We start from the raw sequence: 16,034 nt of genomic DNA, 5'->3' as shown, positions 1-16,034 counted from the left end.
GGGGATTAAAAAATCATTTTGGGTGACGTGTAGCGGCAGACCAGTTTTTCTGGGACGGGAATGATTTTTTCATCCCCGTCCCAGAAAAATCATCCGGTGGGTGGATTGGAGGAAGTGATGGCACAGGGGACGTTTGCGCAGGCGCTTCGTAAGGAGGCGGCGCTCAGCAGTACCTTTATGAAGGGGCGCTCGCTCATGCTCAACGGCGCCGTGCTGTCGTTTGAGGACTCCGGCTCGCGCTTCTCCAAAAATGTGACTATCGAGGGCACGGTGCGCGGCTCGCGCGGCGACCTGTACAAGACGCACGTGGCGCTCGACATGGACGAGCACGAGGTTATCGACTACGACTGCGATTGCCCCGCTGCCTATCGCTACCCCGGCATGTGCAAGCACGCCATCGCCACGGCGCTTGCGTATCTGGACGCAAGCGGCGCCGAGCCCGTCGAGGGCCTGCGCACACCGGTTCGCACGTTTACGGCGGCGCCTAAGCAAGCCGCGCGTCCTGCGTCTGCCGCACCGGCGGTCAACCCTAACTTTCCCTTCCCGGCGCCCGTCCCCACGAGCCCGAGCCTCATGAAGGCGCTCTCCGATCTTTCGGACGCGCGCATGGATGAGTTGGCGGGCATGCGCCGCAAGCTCGCCGGTACTGTCGACCCCGATGCCCCCAAGGCGGTGTTGGAGCCCTCGCTGGTGCCGTACTACAATCCGCTGTTTGCCGACCGCTTTAGCTGGGCGCTCGAGCTTCGCATCCGCTGCGGCTCGGTGTCCTACGTGGTCAAGGACATCGACGGCATGGCCGCCGCCTACGTGCGCGGCGGCACGTTCTCGTACGGCAAGAAGCTCACATTCCTCCATACGCCCGAGGCCTTTGACGAGGTTTCGGTGCGTCTGCTCGACCTTGTTGTGGCAACGGTTGTGTATCTGAGCGACATCACAAGCTCGCGTTCGGCGTCGTACGATTTTGCACGCAGCGGTTTTGTCGCCGAGCGCCAGCTGCCGCTGTCCGAGCATGACATCGTATATGTGCTGGACTTGCTGCGTGGCCGGACCATCTCCTTTGAGCCCGCCTGGTCGCGGGGAACGACGACGCATCGTTCCTACGAGGTAGCGGTTGAGTTGTCGCCGGTGGGGGAGGACGAGGCCTCGGCAAAACAACCGCCGCTCCTTGCCGCCAAGATCGCGCCGGCGGCCGGTGGCAGCTACGACCTGCGCCTGCCCGCCGATATGTACTGCTTTGCCTCGGGCGACGTTGCCTATCTGGTCGACGCGCACCGCGCGCGCCGCGCCGATGCGGCGTTTGCCCAGCATGCCGCACCGTTTCTGTCGCGTCTGCTGCCCTGTCGCGCGCCGGTCCATATCGCCGCCGAACAGGTGAGCGAATTCTGCCGCATGGCGCTGCCCGTGCTACGCGAATACACCGACCTCACCGCTCCCGCCGTGCTCGACACCGTGGCGCCCGAGCCGAGCTTTGCCATGGCAATCGGTGTCGATGATGGGCTTGTGACCTGCAAGATTACAGTTGCCTACGGCGACTGGTCGGCAGATCTCTTTAGCCTGGGCGCTCCGGGCAGCCTCTTCGAAGAGCAGCGACCGGGCGTGCCGCCGCGCGACGAGATAGCAGAGTTTCGCGTTATGGACACGGCGGCCCTGTATTTCGACTTTTACGAGGGTGGCCTGGCGTTTGAGGAGCGCGATGACGCCCACCTGTTCCACTTGCTGACCGAGGGCCTGTCTGCCCTGTCCGAGCTGGGCGAGGTCATGCTCAGCGACCGCCTGCGCCAGGTCTCGGTTCGCCCTGCGCCCAAGCTCTCGGTGCGCGCGACCGTCAAGAGCAACCTGCTCGATGTCGAACTGGGCGCGAGCGGTCTTTCGGCGGCAGATCTTGCCATCTATCTCGATTCATATAAGCGCCACCAGACGTTTGCGCGTCTCACGTCGGGCGACATCATTCGCCTGGACGAGGGTGCCCGCGCCGCGTTTGGCCTTGCCGAGGATTTGGGGGTCGATGCTGTCGACCTGCTCGACGGCGTTTCGCTTCCCGCGTCGAGCACCCTGTTCGTCGATAGCATGCTTGCGCGCACACCCGCGCTCGAGGCCGATCGCGACGCGGCGTTCCGCCGTACCGTCGAGCGCCTGGACACGCTCGGCAAGATGGACTTTACGGTGCCCGCCTCGCTCAAGGCCACACTGCGTGGCTACCAGGTCGACGGCTACCAGTGGCTCGGCTCGCTTGAGCACCTGGGCCTAGGCGGCATCTTGGCCGACGATATGGGCCTGGGCAAAACGCTGCAGATGATCGCGCACATTCTGGCGCGCGTGGAGGCGGGGGATACCAAGCCCACGCTCGTGGTATGCCCCGCGTCGCTCGTGTACAACTGGGCTGCCGAGCTGGAGCGCTTTGCCCCCTCGCTTGATGTGTGTGCCATCGTGGGCGCCAAGGCCCAGCGTCGCGTGCAAATTGCCGGTGCCGCCGAGCACAACGTGGTCGTGACGTCGTATGATCTCATGCGCCGCGATATCGACGAATACGTCGAGCAGGACTTTGCCCGCGTGGTACTCGACGAGGCCCAGTACATTAAAAACCCGCTCACCCAGGTGGCCCGCGCCGCCAAGCGCCTGCCGGCCGGCGTGCGCTTTGCCCTGACGGGCACGCCCATCGAAAACCGCCTGTCCGAGCTCTGGAGCATCTTCGACTTTTTGATGCCGGGCCTTTTGGGTACGCGCGACTCATTTGCCAAGCGCTTTGAGAGTCCCGTCGAGCATGCCGAGGGCGACAGCGCCGCTCGTCTGCAGGCGCTTGTGTCGCCGTTTGTGCTGCGTCGCGTTAAGGAAGACGTGGTGACCGACCTGCCCGAGAAGATCGAAGACACGGTGATGGCGCAGCTTACCGGAGAGCAGCGCAAGCTCTACCTGGCCAACCAGGACCGCATCGCCCAGCAGGTGCAGCACCGCGAGGCATCCGAGTTTAAGAAAGACAAGCTCAAGGTGCTTGCCGAGCTCACCAAGCTGCGTCAGATCTGCTGCGACCCGCATCTGCACTATGCGGACTACAAGGCGGGAAGCGCCAAGCTCGATACGTGCATGGAGCTCGTGCACGGCGCGCTCGACGGCGGTCATCGCATCTTGCTGTTCAGCCAGTTTACGGGCATGCTCGATATCATCGGCAAGCGCCTGGCAAAGGAGGATATCGCCTTCCTTAAGCTTACGGGCGCATCGTCTAAGGAGAGCCGCGCCAAGATGGTTGCGCAGTTCCAGGCGGGCGAGGTGCCGGTGTTCTTGATTTCGCTCAAGGCGGGCGGCGTGGGTCTCAATTTGACGGCCGCCGACGTGGTCATCCACTACGACCCGTGGTGGAACGTGGCGGCACAGGACCAGGCGACCGACCGCGCCCACCGCATTGGCCAGCAGCACACCGTGACCGTGTACAAACTCATCGCCAAGGATACGATCGAGGAGCGCATTATGCAGATGCAGGAGTCCAAGCGCGATCTGGTCAACAGCGTGCTCGGCGGCGATGGTATCTCGTCGGCACTGTTTACGCGCGAGGATGTTCTGGCGCTGCTCGGTGGCGACGGTCGCTAGCCGCGCGCGGGGTGGGACTGCTGGAGCGGACAGGACGGTCGACGCATTTTGGCCCGACCGCTTGCCTGATCCGTTATGTGTTCATTTGCAATGCCGTGGATGGTTTGTCTGCCTTTGGGCATAAGAACCATCAAGAACATTGGCACATCAGCAAAGGAGAACATCATGGCGAAATTCTTTAAGGACCCCGACGGTAAGCTCATCGCTGCCCTTGGCGACGGCGTTGCGACCCCTGCCGGTTGCACGGAGCTGACCGCAAATACTGAGGACGCGGCGCACGAGAAGCACGTGCCCGTCGTCGAGACCGAGCGCGACGGTCACGTGATTCGCGCACGCGTTGGCTCGGTCGAGCACCCCAGCCTGCCCGAGCACTACATTGAGTGGATCGCCCTTGAGGCCGAGGGCCGTCTGGAGGTCCATTACCTCCAGCCCGGCATGAAGCCCGCGACGTTTTTCGCGGGCGGCTCCAAGACCGGTACCGTCTATGCCTACTGCAACCTGCACGGGCTGTGGTCCGCGACATTCTAGGAGCGCGTCCCCGCTCGGGGTATCATAGCTAGCATATGCACATGCAAGCGCCGACTGCATTATGCGGCCGGCGCTTTTACTACGATTTCGATGGTTTACGACGGAAAGGGCTGGGCCATGAAGCTCGCGCTTGCACAGATCGATATGCGCCTGGGTGATATTGAGGGCATTTGCGGCCGCATCGAGGACCAGGCTCGTCTGGCCCACGAGCGCGGAGCGCGCGTGCTGTGCGTTCCAGCTCCGCTCTTTATGGGCGCCATGCCCGGTGGCCTGGTGGGCGCTGCCGACTTTGAGCACGACATGCTTGCCGGCTTGACTGGTGTCGCCGAGCGTATCCAGGAGCTTGACATGATCTGCATCGTGCCCGCGGCGGTTTCGTTTGAAGGCCAGCCGCTGCTCGACTACATGATGCTCAAGGACGGTCATGTGGTGCCGGCGCGTTCGAGCATTGCCTTGCAGCGTGGCGAGAACAACGACACGCGTTGGGCGCCGCCGGTGTTCGACGTGGACGGCGTGCGCATCGCCGTGATTTTTGACTTGGACCGCGAGCTCGAGATGTTGCCGACCGGCGTCGACCTCATCGCGTATTTCCAATTCAACGCGTTTGACATGACCGACCGCGAGACTGCCGCCATTGCCGCCGTTCGCAGCGGCGCCTACCGCAAGATCGCATCCAAGCGCAGCGTGTGGTTTGCCTGCATGGCGCCGGTCGGTGCCTATGACGAGTCGGTGTATACCGGCGGTTCGTTTGTGCTCGACGACTGCGGTCGCGTGGTGGCCCAGGCGCCGTGTTTTGAGGAGAGCCTGCTGGTTCAGGAGATTCAGCGCGGCGTGATGCTCGATGCCCTGGAAGATCACGAACTGCCCGAGTTCCGTTCCGAGGAGTGGTTGTGGCAGGCGCTGGTGCTCGCCGTGCGCGACAACGCTCGGGCCCACGGTGCGTCGCGTGCTGTGGTGGCACTCGAGGGTGACCTGCCGTCATCCCTGCTGGCGGCGCTGGCCGTTGACGCTCTGGGTTCGCGTAACGTAATTGGCCTGGTGCTGGGGCGCAACCGTATCTTTACGCCGGCGCAGGAGGAGGCCGAGGCTGCCCGCTGTGCCGCCGTCCGTGCCATCGCCGAGCGTTTGCACATTCGCACCGTCGAGCGCGATGCACCGGATGCGGCGCGTGTGCTCGATCGCGACGTGTCGGCGGGCGATGCCGAGCGTCTGCGCTCGCGCACGCTGGGCCTCATGCTGGAGGACACGGCGCTCGAGCTGGGTGCGATGGCGCTGAGCCCGCTGTCCAAAACCGAGTATGCGCTGGCGGCGCCGGCGCTTTGCGGCGGCTACCAGGGCGACTTTGCGCCCTTTGGCGATGTGTACCTGTCGACGCTTGAGTTTGTGGCACGTGTGCGCAACCGCACGTCTGCCGTGGTGCCCCAAGAGCTCGTGACGCTCAACGCGGTGGAGGATTGCATGGAGCGCGTGCTGGCGCAAGCGCTCTCGACGATCGACGGTCCGGTCGATATGCTCGACCGCGCGGCACAGCTGCTCGGCGGGCTTGAGCCGGGTGAGGTCGATGGCGCGCTCGAGGCGCACGTGGACCGCAATCGAGCTTTCGACGACATCCCGATGGCCGCTGGCAAGCCTGAGGCTTGCTCGCTGCTGCTGATGCTCGTTCGACAGGGTGAGGCTGCCCGCCGCATGTTGCCGATGGCGCCGATCGTCTCGGCCCGTTCGTTTGCCGAGCGTGCCTGGCCGTATATGCTCGCGTGGTCCGACCTGGGGCTTAACGGCAAGGAGCGTATGACGGTCGATTCGCTGGCGCGCGCCGAGGTGCGCCGTTTTGCTGACGAGGATACGAGCGAGCGCGTGCGAAACGAGATGATGGGCGTGCTGGGCGAGCTACTGGGTATTTCGCCCGAGCAAATGGAGGAGCTGCGCTCCGAGGACGGTCAGCGTCGTTTGCACGAGGGAATGAAAAAGTTCGAGGGCGAGGTTCAGGACGCCATCGATAAGATGATGGGCGGTCAGGGCGGCCCGCAAGGTGGGCCCCAGGGCGGACCGATGCCGCACCCGCCGGTGGATCCAAGGCAGTTCCCCTTTTTCTCTCAAAACTAACTCTGGGATAGGGCCAAGGTTACGCGGTTTTACCAAACCGCGTAACGAGTCGACGCTGCGCGAGCCCCTGCCGGGCAATCTGCCGCTCAAACCGTCGCTTGCGTACAGAAGTACGCGGCGCTCCTCTTTCGTGACACCTTGCCACGGCAGGGACTCGCTCGCTGACTTATGCTCAACCTATGGTTCAACCTTGCTTGCTAGATACGGTCGCTGTTGTGTTATTCTAGAACAGACGTTCGTGAATAGTGCGCGGGGCCTTGCCTTGTGCTTTGAAAAAGACGAGGGGAGGTTGGCTTGGTTATCTTGGGCATTGACCCCGGTTTGGCTCATACGGGTTGGGGGATTATCGAGGAGCGTCGTGGCGAGGTTCGCTGCCGTGCCTATGGCTGCATCGAGACCAGTGCCGGAAGTCCGCTCGCGGTGCGCCTGTCGCATATCGCCCGCGACCTCAAGGGTGTCGTGGAGCGCTACCGCCCCGATACCGCTGCTATCGAGAGCATTTACTTTGGCGCCAACGTTCGCTCGGCCATCCCTACGGCTCATGCCCGCGGTGCTGCACTCGTGGCGCTTTCGGAATGCGCGCTCGAGATTGGCGAGTACACGCCCATGCAGATCAAACAGGCTGTTGTGGGCACCGGCGCCGCGGACAAACGGCAGGTCGCCTACATGGTGCGCACGCTCACGCAGCTCGACCACGACCCGCATCCCGACCATGCCGCCGATGCCCTGGCCTGCGCCATCTGCCACGTAAACCTCAGCCGCACCCGCGCCCTCACCGGTGGCGAGTTCTATCAACAGAGAGGAACCGGATACTGATGATTTCCCAGCTCCATGGAACGCTTGTCGAGGCCACGATGAGCTCTGCTGTCGTCGATGTGTCGGGCGTTGGCTTTGAGCTCGGCATCTCGGGCAGCACTGCGGCCACGTTGCCGACGCCCGGTGGCGAGGTCTGCCTCTACACGCGCATGCAGGTGCGCGAGGACGCCATGACACTTTTCGGTTTTTCCTCAAAGGATGAGCGCATGATGTTCGACCGGCTCGTGTCCGTTTCGGGCGTTGGCCCGCGCCTGGCGCTTGCCGTGCTTTCCACCTATACCGTGGGGCAGCTGTATTCGCTGGTGATGGCCGAGGACGACAAGGGCATGGCCAAGGTACCCGGTGTGGGCAAAAAGACAGCTCAGCGCCTGATCCTGGAACTCAAGAGCACCTTTGCCAAGGATAAGGGCTTTGTGCCGGTCGACGTGATTCCCGGACAGGTTGCGATGCCCGTGCCCGCTGCCGCTCCCTCGGTGATCGATGATGCCCGTGCGGCGCTCCTTTCCATGGGCTTTAGCCCGCAGGAGACCGATGTTGCCCTGAGCGGGTATGATGGGCAGAATATGCGTGTCGAGGATCTGCTCGGCGCGGCGCTTAAGCGACTCGGAATGGATGCGTGATGTGGGAAGCCGATGACTCTCAGGACTTGTGGGCGACGCCCGGTAACTCGCCGGCGGCATCCATGGCGCACGGCGAGCGCATGGTGGGCTCGGAGCTGACGGCCGAGGATCTCGATGTCGACCGCACTTTGCGCCCTCAGCGCCTGGACGATTACTGCGGCCAGGAGCACATCAAGCAGAGCCTGCGCGTGTTGATCGAAGCGGCGCAGAGCCGTGGCGAGACGCTCGACCACGTGATCTTCTCGGGTCCTCCGGGCCTGGGCAAGACCACGCTGGCCACCGTTATCGCCAACGAGCTGGGCGCTCAGATCAAGACCACGAGTGGCCCTGCCATCGCGCGCACGGGCGACCTGGCGGCCATCCTTACTAACTTGCAGCCGGGCGATGTGCTGTTTATCGACGAGATCCACCGCCTCAACCGTTCGGTCGAGGAGGTCCTGTACCCCGCGATGGAGGACTTTGCCCTCGATATCGTGATTGGCAAGGGTCCGGCGGCGCGCTCGATTCGCCTGGATATCCCCAAGTTTACGCTGGTGGCGGCAACGACCCGCTCAGGCATGTTGACCGGCCCGTTGCGCGACCGCTTTGGCATTTCATATCGCCTGGATTACTACACGGTCGAGGAGCTCGCGCAGATTGTGACGCGCTCGGCGACTATCCTGGGCGTGACGATCGACCATCCCAGTGCACTCGAGATCGGCTCGCGTTCGCGCGGCACGCCACGTCTTGCCAACCGTCTGCTCAAGCGCGTGCGCGATTACGCACAGGTGCGCGGCAACGGCCCCATCGAGCTCGATATCTGTCGCCAGGCGCTCGAGTTCTTCGAGATCGACGAGCTCGGTCTGGACTGGATGGATATTCGCATTTTGGAGACGCTCGCCAAGACGTTCTCCGGTCGCGCCGTGGGACTTACGACCCTTGCCAGCGCGGTGGGCGAGGACCCGGGCACGCTCGAGGATGTCTATGAGCCCTATTTGCTGCAGTGCGGATTGATGATTCGTACGCCGCAGGGCCGTCAGGCAACCCTCCGCACCTTTGAGCACCTGGGGATTGAACCTACCGTTTAGGGCGTTTTGTTTTGGCGGGCTGTTGGACTATCGCTGGGCATCGGGTAAACATATCGCCGTTCATCGGTTATGGGCGTTTTACTATTGCGCGCCCGTGCTATGCTGAATTGGTCTTTTTCTCATTCGGTAACGAAAGGACCGCCCATGCCTACTGACATCGAAATCGCACGTTCTGTCACGCCGCTGCCTATTACCGAGGTGGCCAAGAACGCCGGCGTCGACGTTAAGCACCTTATTCCGTACGGCTTCGACAAGGCTAAGGTCGACTATTCACTGCTCAACGAGCCGACTGATCACCAGGCCAAGCTCGTCCTCGTGACCGCTATCAACCCAACGCCCGCGGGCGAGGGCAAGACCACCACGACCATCGGTCTGGCCGATGGCCTGCGTCGTCGCGGTATCAAGAGCGCCGTGGCCCTGCGTGAGCCTTCGCTCGGTCCCGTCTTTGGCGTCAAGGGCGGTGCCGCTGGCGGCGGTTGGGCCCAGGTCATTCCCATGGAGGACATCAACCTGCACTTTACCGGCGACTTCCATGCCATCGGTGCTGCCAACAACCTGCTGGCCGCCATGCTCGATAACCATATTCAGCAGGGCAACCAGCTCGGTATTGACGTTAAGCGCATCACTTGGAAGCGCGTCGTCGACATGAACGACCGTCAGCTGCGCCATGTTATCGATGGCATTGGCGGTAAGGCCCAAGGTGTGCCGCGCGAGGACGGCTTCGACATCACCGTTGCCTCCGAGGTCATGGCAATCCTGTGCCTGTCTACGAGCATCAACGACCTCAAGGAACGCTTGGGTGAGATTGTCGTCGGCTATAGCTTTGCCGGCGAGCCCGTCCGTGCCCGCGACCTCAAGGCCCAGGGTGCCATGGCCGCGTTGCTTAAGGACGCGCTTAAGCCCAACCTGGTGCAAACGCTCGAGGGCACGCCCGCGTTTGTCCACGGCGGTCCCTTCGCCAACATTGCCCACGGCTGCAACTCTATTATGGCCACGCGTATGGCGATGCGCTTTGGCGATGTTGCCATTACCGAGGCCGGCTTCGGTGCCGATCTGGGTGCCGAGAAGTTCCTCGACATCAAGTGCCGCATGACGGGCGTTCGCCCCAGCGCCGTCGTGGTCGTCGCGACCGCTCGTGCGCTTAAGTACAACGGTGGCGTCGCCAAGCCCGACCTCAACGAGGAGAACCTCGAGGCACTCAAGGCTGGCATGCCCAACTTGCTGCGTCATGTCGACAACATCCAGAACGTTTATGGTCTGCCCTGCGTGGTCGCCATCAACCGCTTCCCGACGGACACCGAGGCTGAGCTTGCACTCATCGAGTCCGAGTGCCAGAAGCTCGGCGTCAACGTTAAGCTTTCCGAGGTCTGGGCCAAGGGCGGCGAGGGCGCGCTCGAGCTGGCCGATGAGGTCATGCGTCTGATTGAGCAGCCGAGCGAGCTCAAGTTTGCCTATGAGGACGGCGCTGATGTCGCTGATGCCCTCGAGGCCGTTGCCACCAAGGTCTACCGCGCCGACGGCGTTGACTTTACGCCGGCCGCCAAGCGCCAGCTCGCCGAGCTGCGCGAGAACGGCTTTGGCAACCTGCCGGTGTGCGTCGCCAAGACGCAGTACAGCTTTAGCGACAACGCCAAGGCCCTGGGCGCTCCCGAGAACATCCGCATCACCGTGCGTGAGCTCAAGGTTTCCGCCGGTGCCCACTTTGTGGTCGCGCTGACCGGCAGCGTTCTGACCATGCCGGGTCTGCCCAAGGTGCCCGCGGCCGAGAACATCGACGTCGACAACGACGGCAACATCACCGGCCTGTTCTAAGTCTGCTGTCCATAGCTGCTTGTCCGCCCCGCCGTGCCCACAAGGCCCGGCGGGGCTTTTTGATCCTTAGGCCCGCGCATGTCTTGTAGATACCGACGGACTCTGCCCATCATAGGCTTTTGCGCGGGTAGAATGCATGGATAACTTGAGGCTCACGCGCGACGGAAAGGAATCGTTGCATGGATCAGGACAAGACAACCGTGATGGGCGGCTACGGTTCCGCGCAGGCTGGCGATAGCGCCGATGCGACCCGCGTTGTTCCCAACCCCGGTTATGCCGACCCCGCCGCGACGCAGCCTTCTGCCGAGCCCACCCGGGTTATGGGCTATGGCGACACGGCGCAGGATTCTTACGCTGCATCTTCGCAAGGCCCCTATGGCAACGCAGCTCCGGATCCGTTTGATTACGCGCCGCAGGATTCTTATGCTGCCTCGACGCCGAATCCCTATGACAACCTGCCGCAGAATCCCATTCCGCAGCCTCAGCAGACGACGTATATGCCTCGCACGGCGCAGCCTCGCTACGAGTCGCGCGAGCCGTATCGCGAGTACCCCAAGTCGATTCCGCAATATGGCGAGGACGAGGAAGAGACGCCGTCGCGTTCGTCGAGCGTGATTAAGAAGATCCTCATCGTGCTGGCGATCTTCTTTGCGCTGTCGGTTGTGTTTGCCATCGTGTCGGGCATGCTCAACAAGCGGGGGAGTTCAACGGCCGATACCACTGCCGAGCAAACCGAGTCCGCCTCGTCTAGCACCGTCGATCTGAGTGATATCCCGGGGCAGTACTGGTCCAACGCCAAGAAGATCCTCAAGTCGCGCGGCGCCGATCTTTCGAATGCCGTGGTCCTGACTGATGATGGCTCAACGCCCGTCGTCGATGCCAACTGGGTCGTTACTTCTGCCTACTATAACGACAACGGCAACCTCGAAATTCAACTCACGCACAAGAACAGTTCGGGCAACTCGTCCGACGGCCAAAGCGGTACCGACAGCTCGAGCTCCAATACGCTGGAGGACTTGAGCAACAAGGCGCAGGAGTTGGGAGACAAGGCGCAAGAGCTGGGCGACACCGCTCAGAACCTGGGCGATACCGCGCAGAACTTGGGCGGCATGGCGACGGATGCCTGGAACGCCCTGCAAAACGGCATCTCGGGCGCGCAGGGAAACTAGCGGACGAGCGGAGCGGGGCTACAGCTGCTCGGCCGGACGCTCGGGCGAGCTGAAGCCCGAATCAAACGTGACGACGCATGAGACATCGGGCCGGCGCTCGTGCACGATGCGCGTGACGAGCTCCAGCAGCTCCTCGTCGGATATGTCAAAGCCGTCGGGACGCACCAGGTCAAACGAAACGAACCCGTCGTGCTCGTGCAGATCGTGGATGGAGAGCGCGGGATCGATCTGCATGACGCCGCGCTTGACCCAGCCGCGCAAGTCATCGCCGGTTGTCGCGATGGGGTCGCAGTGCAGCGTGATACCAATGCCCATTTGGCGCTTGATGTCGTGCTCGATGGTGTCCAGAATCTCGTGGTGCTCAAACGCGTCGCCCTCGCCGGGCATCTCCACGTGGGCGCTGGCAAACTGACGACCGGGGCCGTAGTCGTGCACCATGAGGTCGTGTGTGCCCAAGACCTGCGGATAGGACATGATCTTGTCGCGGATTGCCTGGACGAGCTTGGGGTCGGGCGCTTGCCCCAGCAACGGGCTGATGGCGTCGCGCACCAGGCCCAGGCCGCTGATGCAGATGAAGATGCCCACACCCAGGCCTGCCCAGCCATCGAGATCAAAGCCGGTCGTCTGCGAAATAAGCGCCGCCACCAAGACCGAGCCCGAGGTGATGACGTCGTTTTTGGAGTCCTGCGCCGTGGCGATGAGCGTTTCGGAGTCGATGCGGTCGCCCAGCGTGCGGTTGAACGCGGTCATCCAGAGCTTAACGAGCATGGACAAGACGAGGGCGGCTAAGGAGAGCACCGAATATGCAGTGGGGGAAGGCTTGATGATCTTAGTGACCGACTCGAGGATCAGATTGATGCCGACGGCGCAAACCAGGACGGCGACGAACAGGCCGGCTAGGTACTCATAGCGACCGTGGCCATAGGGGTGGCCTTCGTCTGCCGGGCGGCTGGCAAGGCGGAACCCGAGCAGACTCACGATGTTGCTCGAGGCATCGGAGAGGTTGTTGAAAGCGTCGGCGATGAGGGAGACGGAGCCGGCGAGCAGACCCGCGATGCCCTTGGCCAAGCACAGCGTGATATTGAGGCCGATGCAGATGAGGCTTGCGGCAAAACCCGCGTTGGTGCGGCAGGAGGTATCGACCGGCTCGCTTTCGCTGCCGGGAACAAGCATATGTACCAGCCGATTTACAAATAGCATAGTGGTCGTCCTCACAATCATGTTTAAGGGGATAGTGTAGCTCGCGCGGGGGCGCCGTGCACCGATGCTCAGAAAATGCAGCAATAGTCTGCTGGTGCTAACGAGCGAGCCTTCTCGTCTGCCTGGGTGGTCCATTTTGGGCCACATGGGTATGGGCATGTGCCTGCTTGCTCGACATACTTAATGTCGACAGCCCCTGTGCAAAGGAGGACGTTTCCATGGACGAGATGTTTGCCATTAAATGTCAAAACTGCGGCGGCCCTATGTACTCGCACCAGGCTAAGCGCAGCTTTGAGTGCGCTTATTGCGGTGTGGTCATTCCGTGGCAGGCTGATGCGGGGGAGCCCAAGAGCGCCCTGGGCATTCGCCATACGCCGCTGACGGTGGTAGATGGACTGCTCAAGCTCACGCATGTGTCGCAACTCGAGCGCCCGGAGGACCCGGACTGGTATTTCTTCAATTCGCACTGGCGCAATCAGTCGGTCCTGGAACATCTGCTGTGGGAGGATCGCGGTACGGCGCAGGAGTTCCAAGAGGCCACGCATGTGAGCATTCCTTGCCCCTTCTGTGGTGCGTCCTTTGAGGGCGAGTCGACCCAGCGCGTGTTTGAGTGCCCGTCCTGCGGCAACAAGATCGGCATTGCCGACCTGCTCAAGCCGGGGACGTTTAGCAAGCGTCTGACCATGGGCGTGGGTGCAGAGTATGTGCCGGAGCAGGGCATTCCCTGCGAAATCTCGCCGCAGCAGGCACGTGCCAACGCACTGCAGCTGGTGCGCCAGTATGCGGAAGCCTTTGCCGGGCACGACGTGGAAGATGCGATCCAAAACGACATGATGCTCTTCTATTTCCCCATGGCGCTGGCGGACCTGCGCATGATGGCGTCCTTCCCGGGCAAGGGCCTGAGCAAGGAGACCCTGGTGTACTACGAGGTGCTCGACTGGGCATACCCCAGGGCAAACTACCTGGACGTTCGCCTCATGGGCATTTTGGAGCCGTGGGACTTTGCCAAGGTCGGTCCGTTCGATCCCGCCATGCAGGAAGGTGACTTTCGCGTTGTCTCAGTCGATGCGTCTACCAAGGACCAGGTGGTCATTGATAAGTTGGCGCTCGACGTTGCGGGCAACGACGCCGAGGATGTACTGGGGCTCAATAAAAAGAGCATTCGCATGTGGGCGCGCAAGGCCCGCAAACATAAGGACGGCCTGGTGATGGTGCCGGTCTACTTTGTCGATCGTCCGGCGACAGACGGCCGCGATGGCGAGCAGGTGCGCATTGCCGTAAACGGCCAGACGGGCCGCGCGGCCGCGGTGGTGTTTAGCGACAAGCGCGAAACGCATATCGTGGCGCCGCTCAGCCCGAGCCTGCATCTGTCCGGTGAGAGCACCGTGCACGCCACGCCCGTCGAGGTCAAATACGTTAAATCGCCCTTCCTGTACCAGATCGTGCGCCGTGGAGGCGGCGAGCAACCGCGCCAGGTTGCAGCCGCCGTCGAGGGTTCCTACCGAGAGGAGAAGCCCAAACGCCGCGGTCTGCTGGGTGCGCTATTTGGGAAGTAGGGGAGTAGCACCGGTTGTTGCCGTAAGGTGATGGCCGGGGGTGCGGGGCAGCTCTCAGGAGTGCGGGCTGCCGTCTGATTGTTTGAGGGTGCCAGATGTAAATAAACAGTGGAGCGGCTGCAAAAGAGCCTCCTCACTGGGTAAAATCAGGTTGTGCCGCGGAACCCGCTCCTCAGCTAGTCACACTTCGGAAGCGCGGGCAACGCAGGTATTATCGTCTAAAGGGCCGGCTGCAACCGGCCCTTTTCTGTGGCAGCCAATGGACCCACATCAGACGAAGGCCGCGTCTTTGCCTGTCAGGTCACGCTCGCCAGCCACGGCTAGAATGTCGTTGCCGGCGTCCATGACCGGTATTGTTTCGTAGCGTGCGTCGCAACCGCGAGTGCGCCTGCGACGGCTGCGGTGGCTTCGGTCGCAACGTGCTGCTACCCTTGCGTTTCGCCATTAGTCGCTTCGTTGATGGCGCGGTACTCGGCGCTTAGTTCGCGCGCCAGCTCTTCCTTGCTTGGAAGATACGGCAGGTATTTGGCGGCAAACACTTGGTCGTTGTCTTCGGGCAGCGTGTACTCGACAATCGAATCGCTTTTGTCCGCGCAGAGCACGATGCCTATGGGCGGATTGTCGCCTTCGTTCATGAGCTCGCGCGTGTAGTAGTTCACATACATTTGCATCTGGCCCAGGTCCTGATGCGTAAGATCGTCCGTCTTAAGGTCGATGAGCACGAAGCAGCGCATCAGATAGTTGTAAAAAACAAGGTCAATATAGAAATGGCGCCCATCAAAGGTGATGCGCTTTTGGCGCGCCTCGAAAGCGAAGCCACGGCCAAGCTCCAGCAGGAACTTCTGAAGATGCGTGATGAGCGCCTGCTCTAGATCGCTCTCGCGAAACGCAGCATCGTCCGAGAAACCTAAAAACTCCAGTACATATGGGTCGCGGATGATATCCTCGGGGCGATGGGTCGGGGCGCTCTCTTGGATTTCCTGGGTGACGGCCTCTTTGTCCTTGCTGGCAAGTAGGCGCTCGCGGAACATGGTGTTGATCTGGCGTTCGAGCTGACGCGTGCTCCAGCGAGAATCGGCGCATTCGTTCATGTACCAGGTGCGAGCTTCGGGGTCAGGAATGCGTATTAACCTGCGGTAATGTGTCCAGCTCAATTCGGGACGCAGTGAGTCCCGAATTGGAAATGCAAGATAGAACTGACGCATTTTGCGCAGCTCTCTTGCTTCAAAACTTTTACCAAAATCCTTGGTAAGTCTGATTGCGAGGGCCTTGAGCAGCGCCTCTCCATACTTGGCGCGCCCCTCTCCGCCCTGTTCATCAACAATACTCTTGCCGATCTCCCAATATGCCTCAACCATCGCAAAGTTAACGGCGGTATAGGCCTTGTCGCGAGCGGCGTTGAGAATCGAGGAGACCTGCTTGTAAAAACCTTCGGGCACGATTGCCGATTCTCCACGGTTTACCAGTTCGCCCATCACTGTCGCCCCACTTTCCTTTTGTGGAATGCGTCTTTATCACATTTAGTTTAAAGCCTCGCGCGGACACGAATTGCTGTGCTGTCTGACATCTTCGCATGGGGCC

11 protein-coding genes are annotated in these 16,034 nt (G+C 61.9%); 9 read left to right on the top strand and 2 right to left on the bottom strand.

Annotation, left to right across the window (positions count from 1 at the left end):
* Positions 1–117 precede the first annotated feature (117 nt).
* The 8 genes from AB5750_RS04435 (at position 118) to AB5750_RS04400 (ending at position 11,697) form a co-directional block, all read left to right on the top strand.
* On the top strand, positions 118–3,582 hold the full coding sequence (locus AB5750_RS04435) for a DEAD/DEAH box helicase (protein WP_368145454.1): 3,465 nt from the start codon (positions 118–120) through the stop codon (positions 3,580–3,582).
* A 165-nt stretch (positions 3,583–3,747) separates the two neighbouring features.
* Positions 3,748–4,110 (top strand): desulfoferrodoxin family protein, encoded by a 363-nt coding sequence (locus AB5750_RS04430; protein ID WP_238022419.1) that lies wholly within the window; start codon positions 3,748–3,750, stop codon positions 4,108–4,110.
* Between the two features lie 117 nt (positions 4,111–4,227).
* The gene (locus tag AB5750_RS04425; protein ID WP_368145455.1) at positions 4,228–6,213 is read left to right on the top strand and encodes an NAD(+) synthetase; all 1,986 of its coding nucleotides are present in this window, start codon (positions 4,228–4,230) and stop codon (positions 6,211–6,213) included.
* Positions 6,214–6,507: 294 nt separating this feature from the next.
* Positions 6,508–7,029: a crossover junction endodeoxyribonuclease RuvC gene (gene ruvC / locus AB5750_RS04420; RefSeq protein ID WP_035137351.1), complete on the top strand. Its 522-nt coding sequence runs from the start codon at positions 6,508–6,510 to the stop codon at positions 7,027–7,029.
* Entirely contained in the window at positions 7,029–7,649 is a 621-nt protein-coding gene (gene ruvA, locus AB5750_RS04415) for a Holliday junction branch migration protein RuvA (RefSeq protein WP_271736621.1), read from the top strand. Before ruvC ends, ruvA begins: the two co-directional genes overlap by 1 nt.
* Positions 7,649–8,716: a Holliday junction branch migration DNA helicase RuvB gene (ruvB, locus tag AB5750_RS04410; RefSeq protein ID WP_022095140.1), complete on the top strand. Its 1,068-nt coding sequence runs from the start codon at positions 7,649–7,651 to the stop codon at positions 8,714–8,716. Before ruvA ends, ruvB begins: the two co-directional genes overlap by 1 nt.
* Positions 8,717–8,860: 144 nt before the next feature.
* Positions 8,861–10,528, top strand: coding sequence for a formate--tetrahydrofolate ligase (locus AB5750_RS04405; protein WP_368145456.1), 1,668 nt, complete (start codon positions 8,861–8,863; stop codon positions 10,526–10,528).
* A 179-nt stretch (positions 10,529–10,707) separates the two neighbouring features.
* A complete protein-coding gene (locus AB5750_RS04400; RefSeq protein ID WP_368145457.1) occupies positions 10,708–11,697 on the top strand; it encodes a hypothetical protein in 990 nt (329 codons plus the stop codon).
* An 18-nt stretch (positions 11,698–11,715) separates the two neighbouring features.
* Here AB5750_RS04400 and AB5750_RS04395 read toward each other — a convergent pair whose 3' ends face one another.
* A complete protein-coding gene (locus AB5750_RS04395) occupies positions 11,716–12,897 on the bottom strand; it encodes a cation diffusion facilitator family transporter (RefSeq protein ID WP_368145458.1) in 1,182 nt (393 codons plus the stop codon).
* A 218-nt stretch (positions 12,898–13,115) separates the two neighbouring features.
* Between AB5750_RS04395 and AB5750_RS04390 the strand changes: the two genes are divergently transcribed.
* Positions 13,116–14,453, top strand: coding sequence for a TFIIB-type zinc ribbon-containing protein (locus AB5750_RS04390; RefSeq protein WP_368145459.1), 1,338 nt, complete (start codon positions 13,116–13,118; stop codon positions 14,451–14,453).
* Positions 14,454–14,878: 425 nt separating this feature from the next.
* Here the strand turns inward: AB5750_RS04390 and AB5750_RS04385 are convergent, their stop codons facing one another.
* Positions 14,879–15,928 (bottom strand): PDDEXK nuclease domain-containing protein, encoded by a 1,050-nt coding sequence (locus AB5750_RS04385; RefSeq protein ID WP_368145460.1) that lies wholly within the window; start codon positions 15,926–15,928, stop codon positions 14,879–14,881.
* Positions 15,929–16,034 lie beyond the last annotated feature (106 nt).

This window comes from Collinsella aerofaciens (genome assembly GCF_040926185.1).
Classification (GTDB): Bacteria; Actinomycetota; Coriobacteriia; order Coriobacteriales; family Coriobacteriaceae; genus Collinsella; species Collinsella aerofaciens_BC.
The sequence above is the reverse complement of the archived record's forward strand: the minus strand, read 5'-3'. Positions and strand labels throughout refer to the sequence as shown.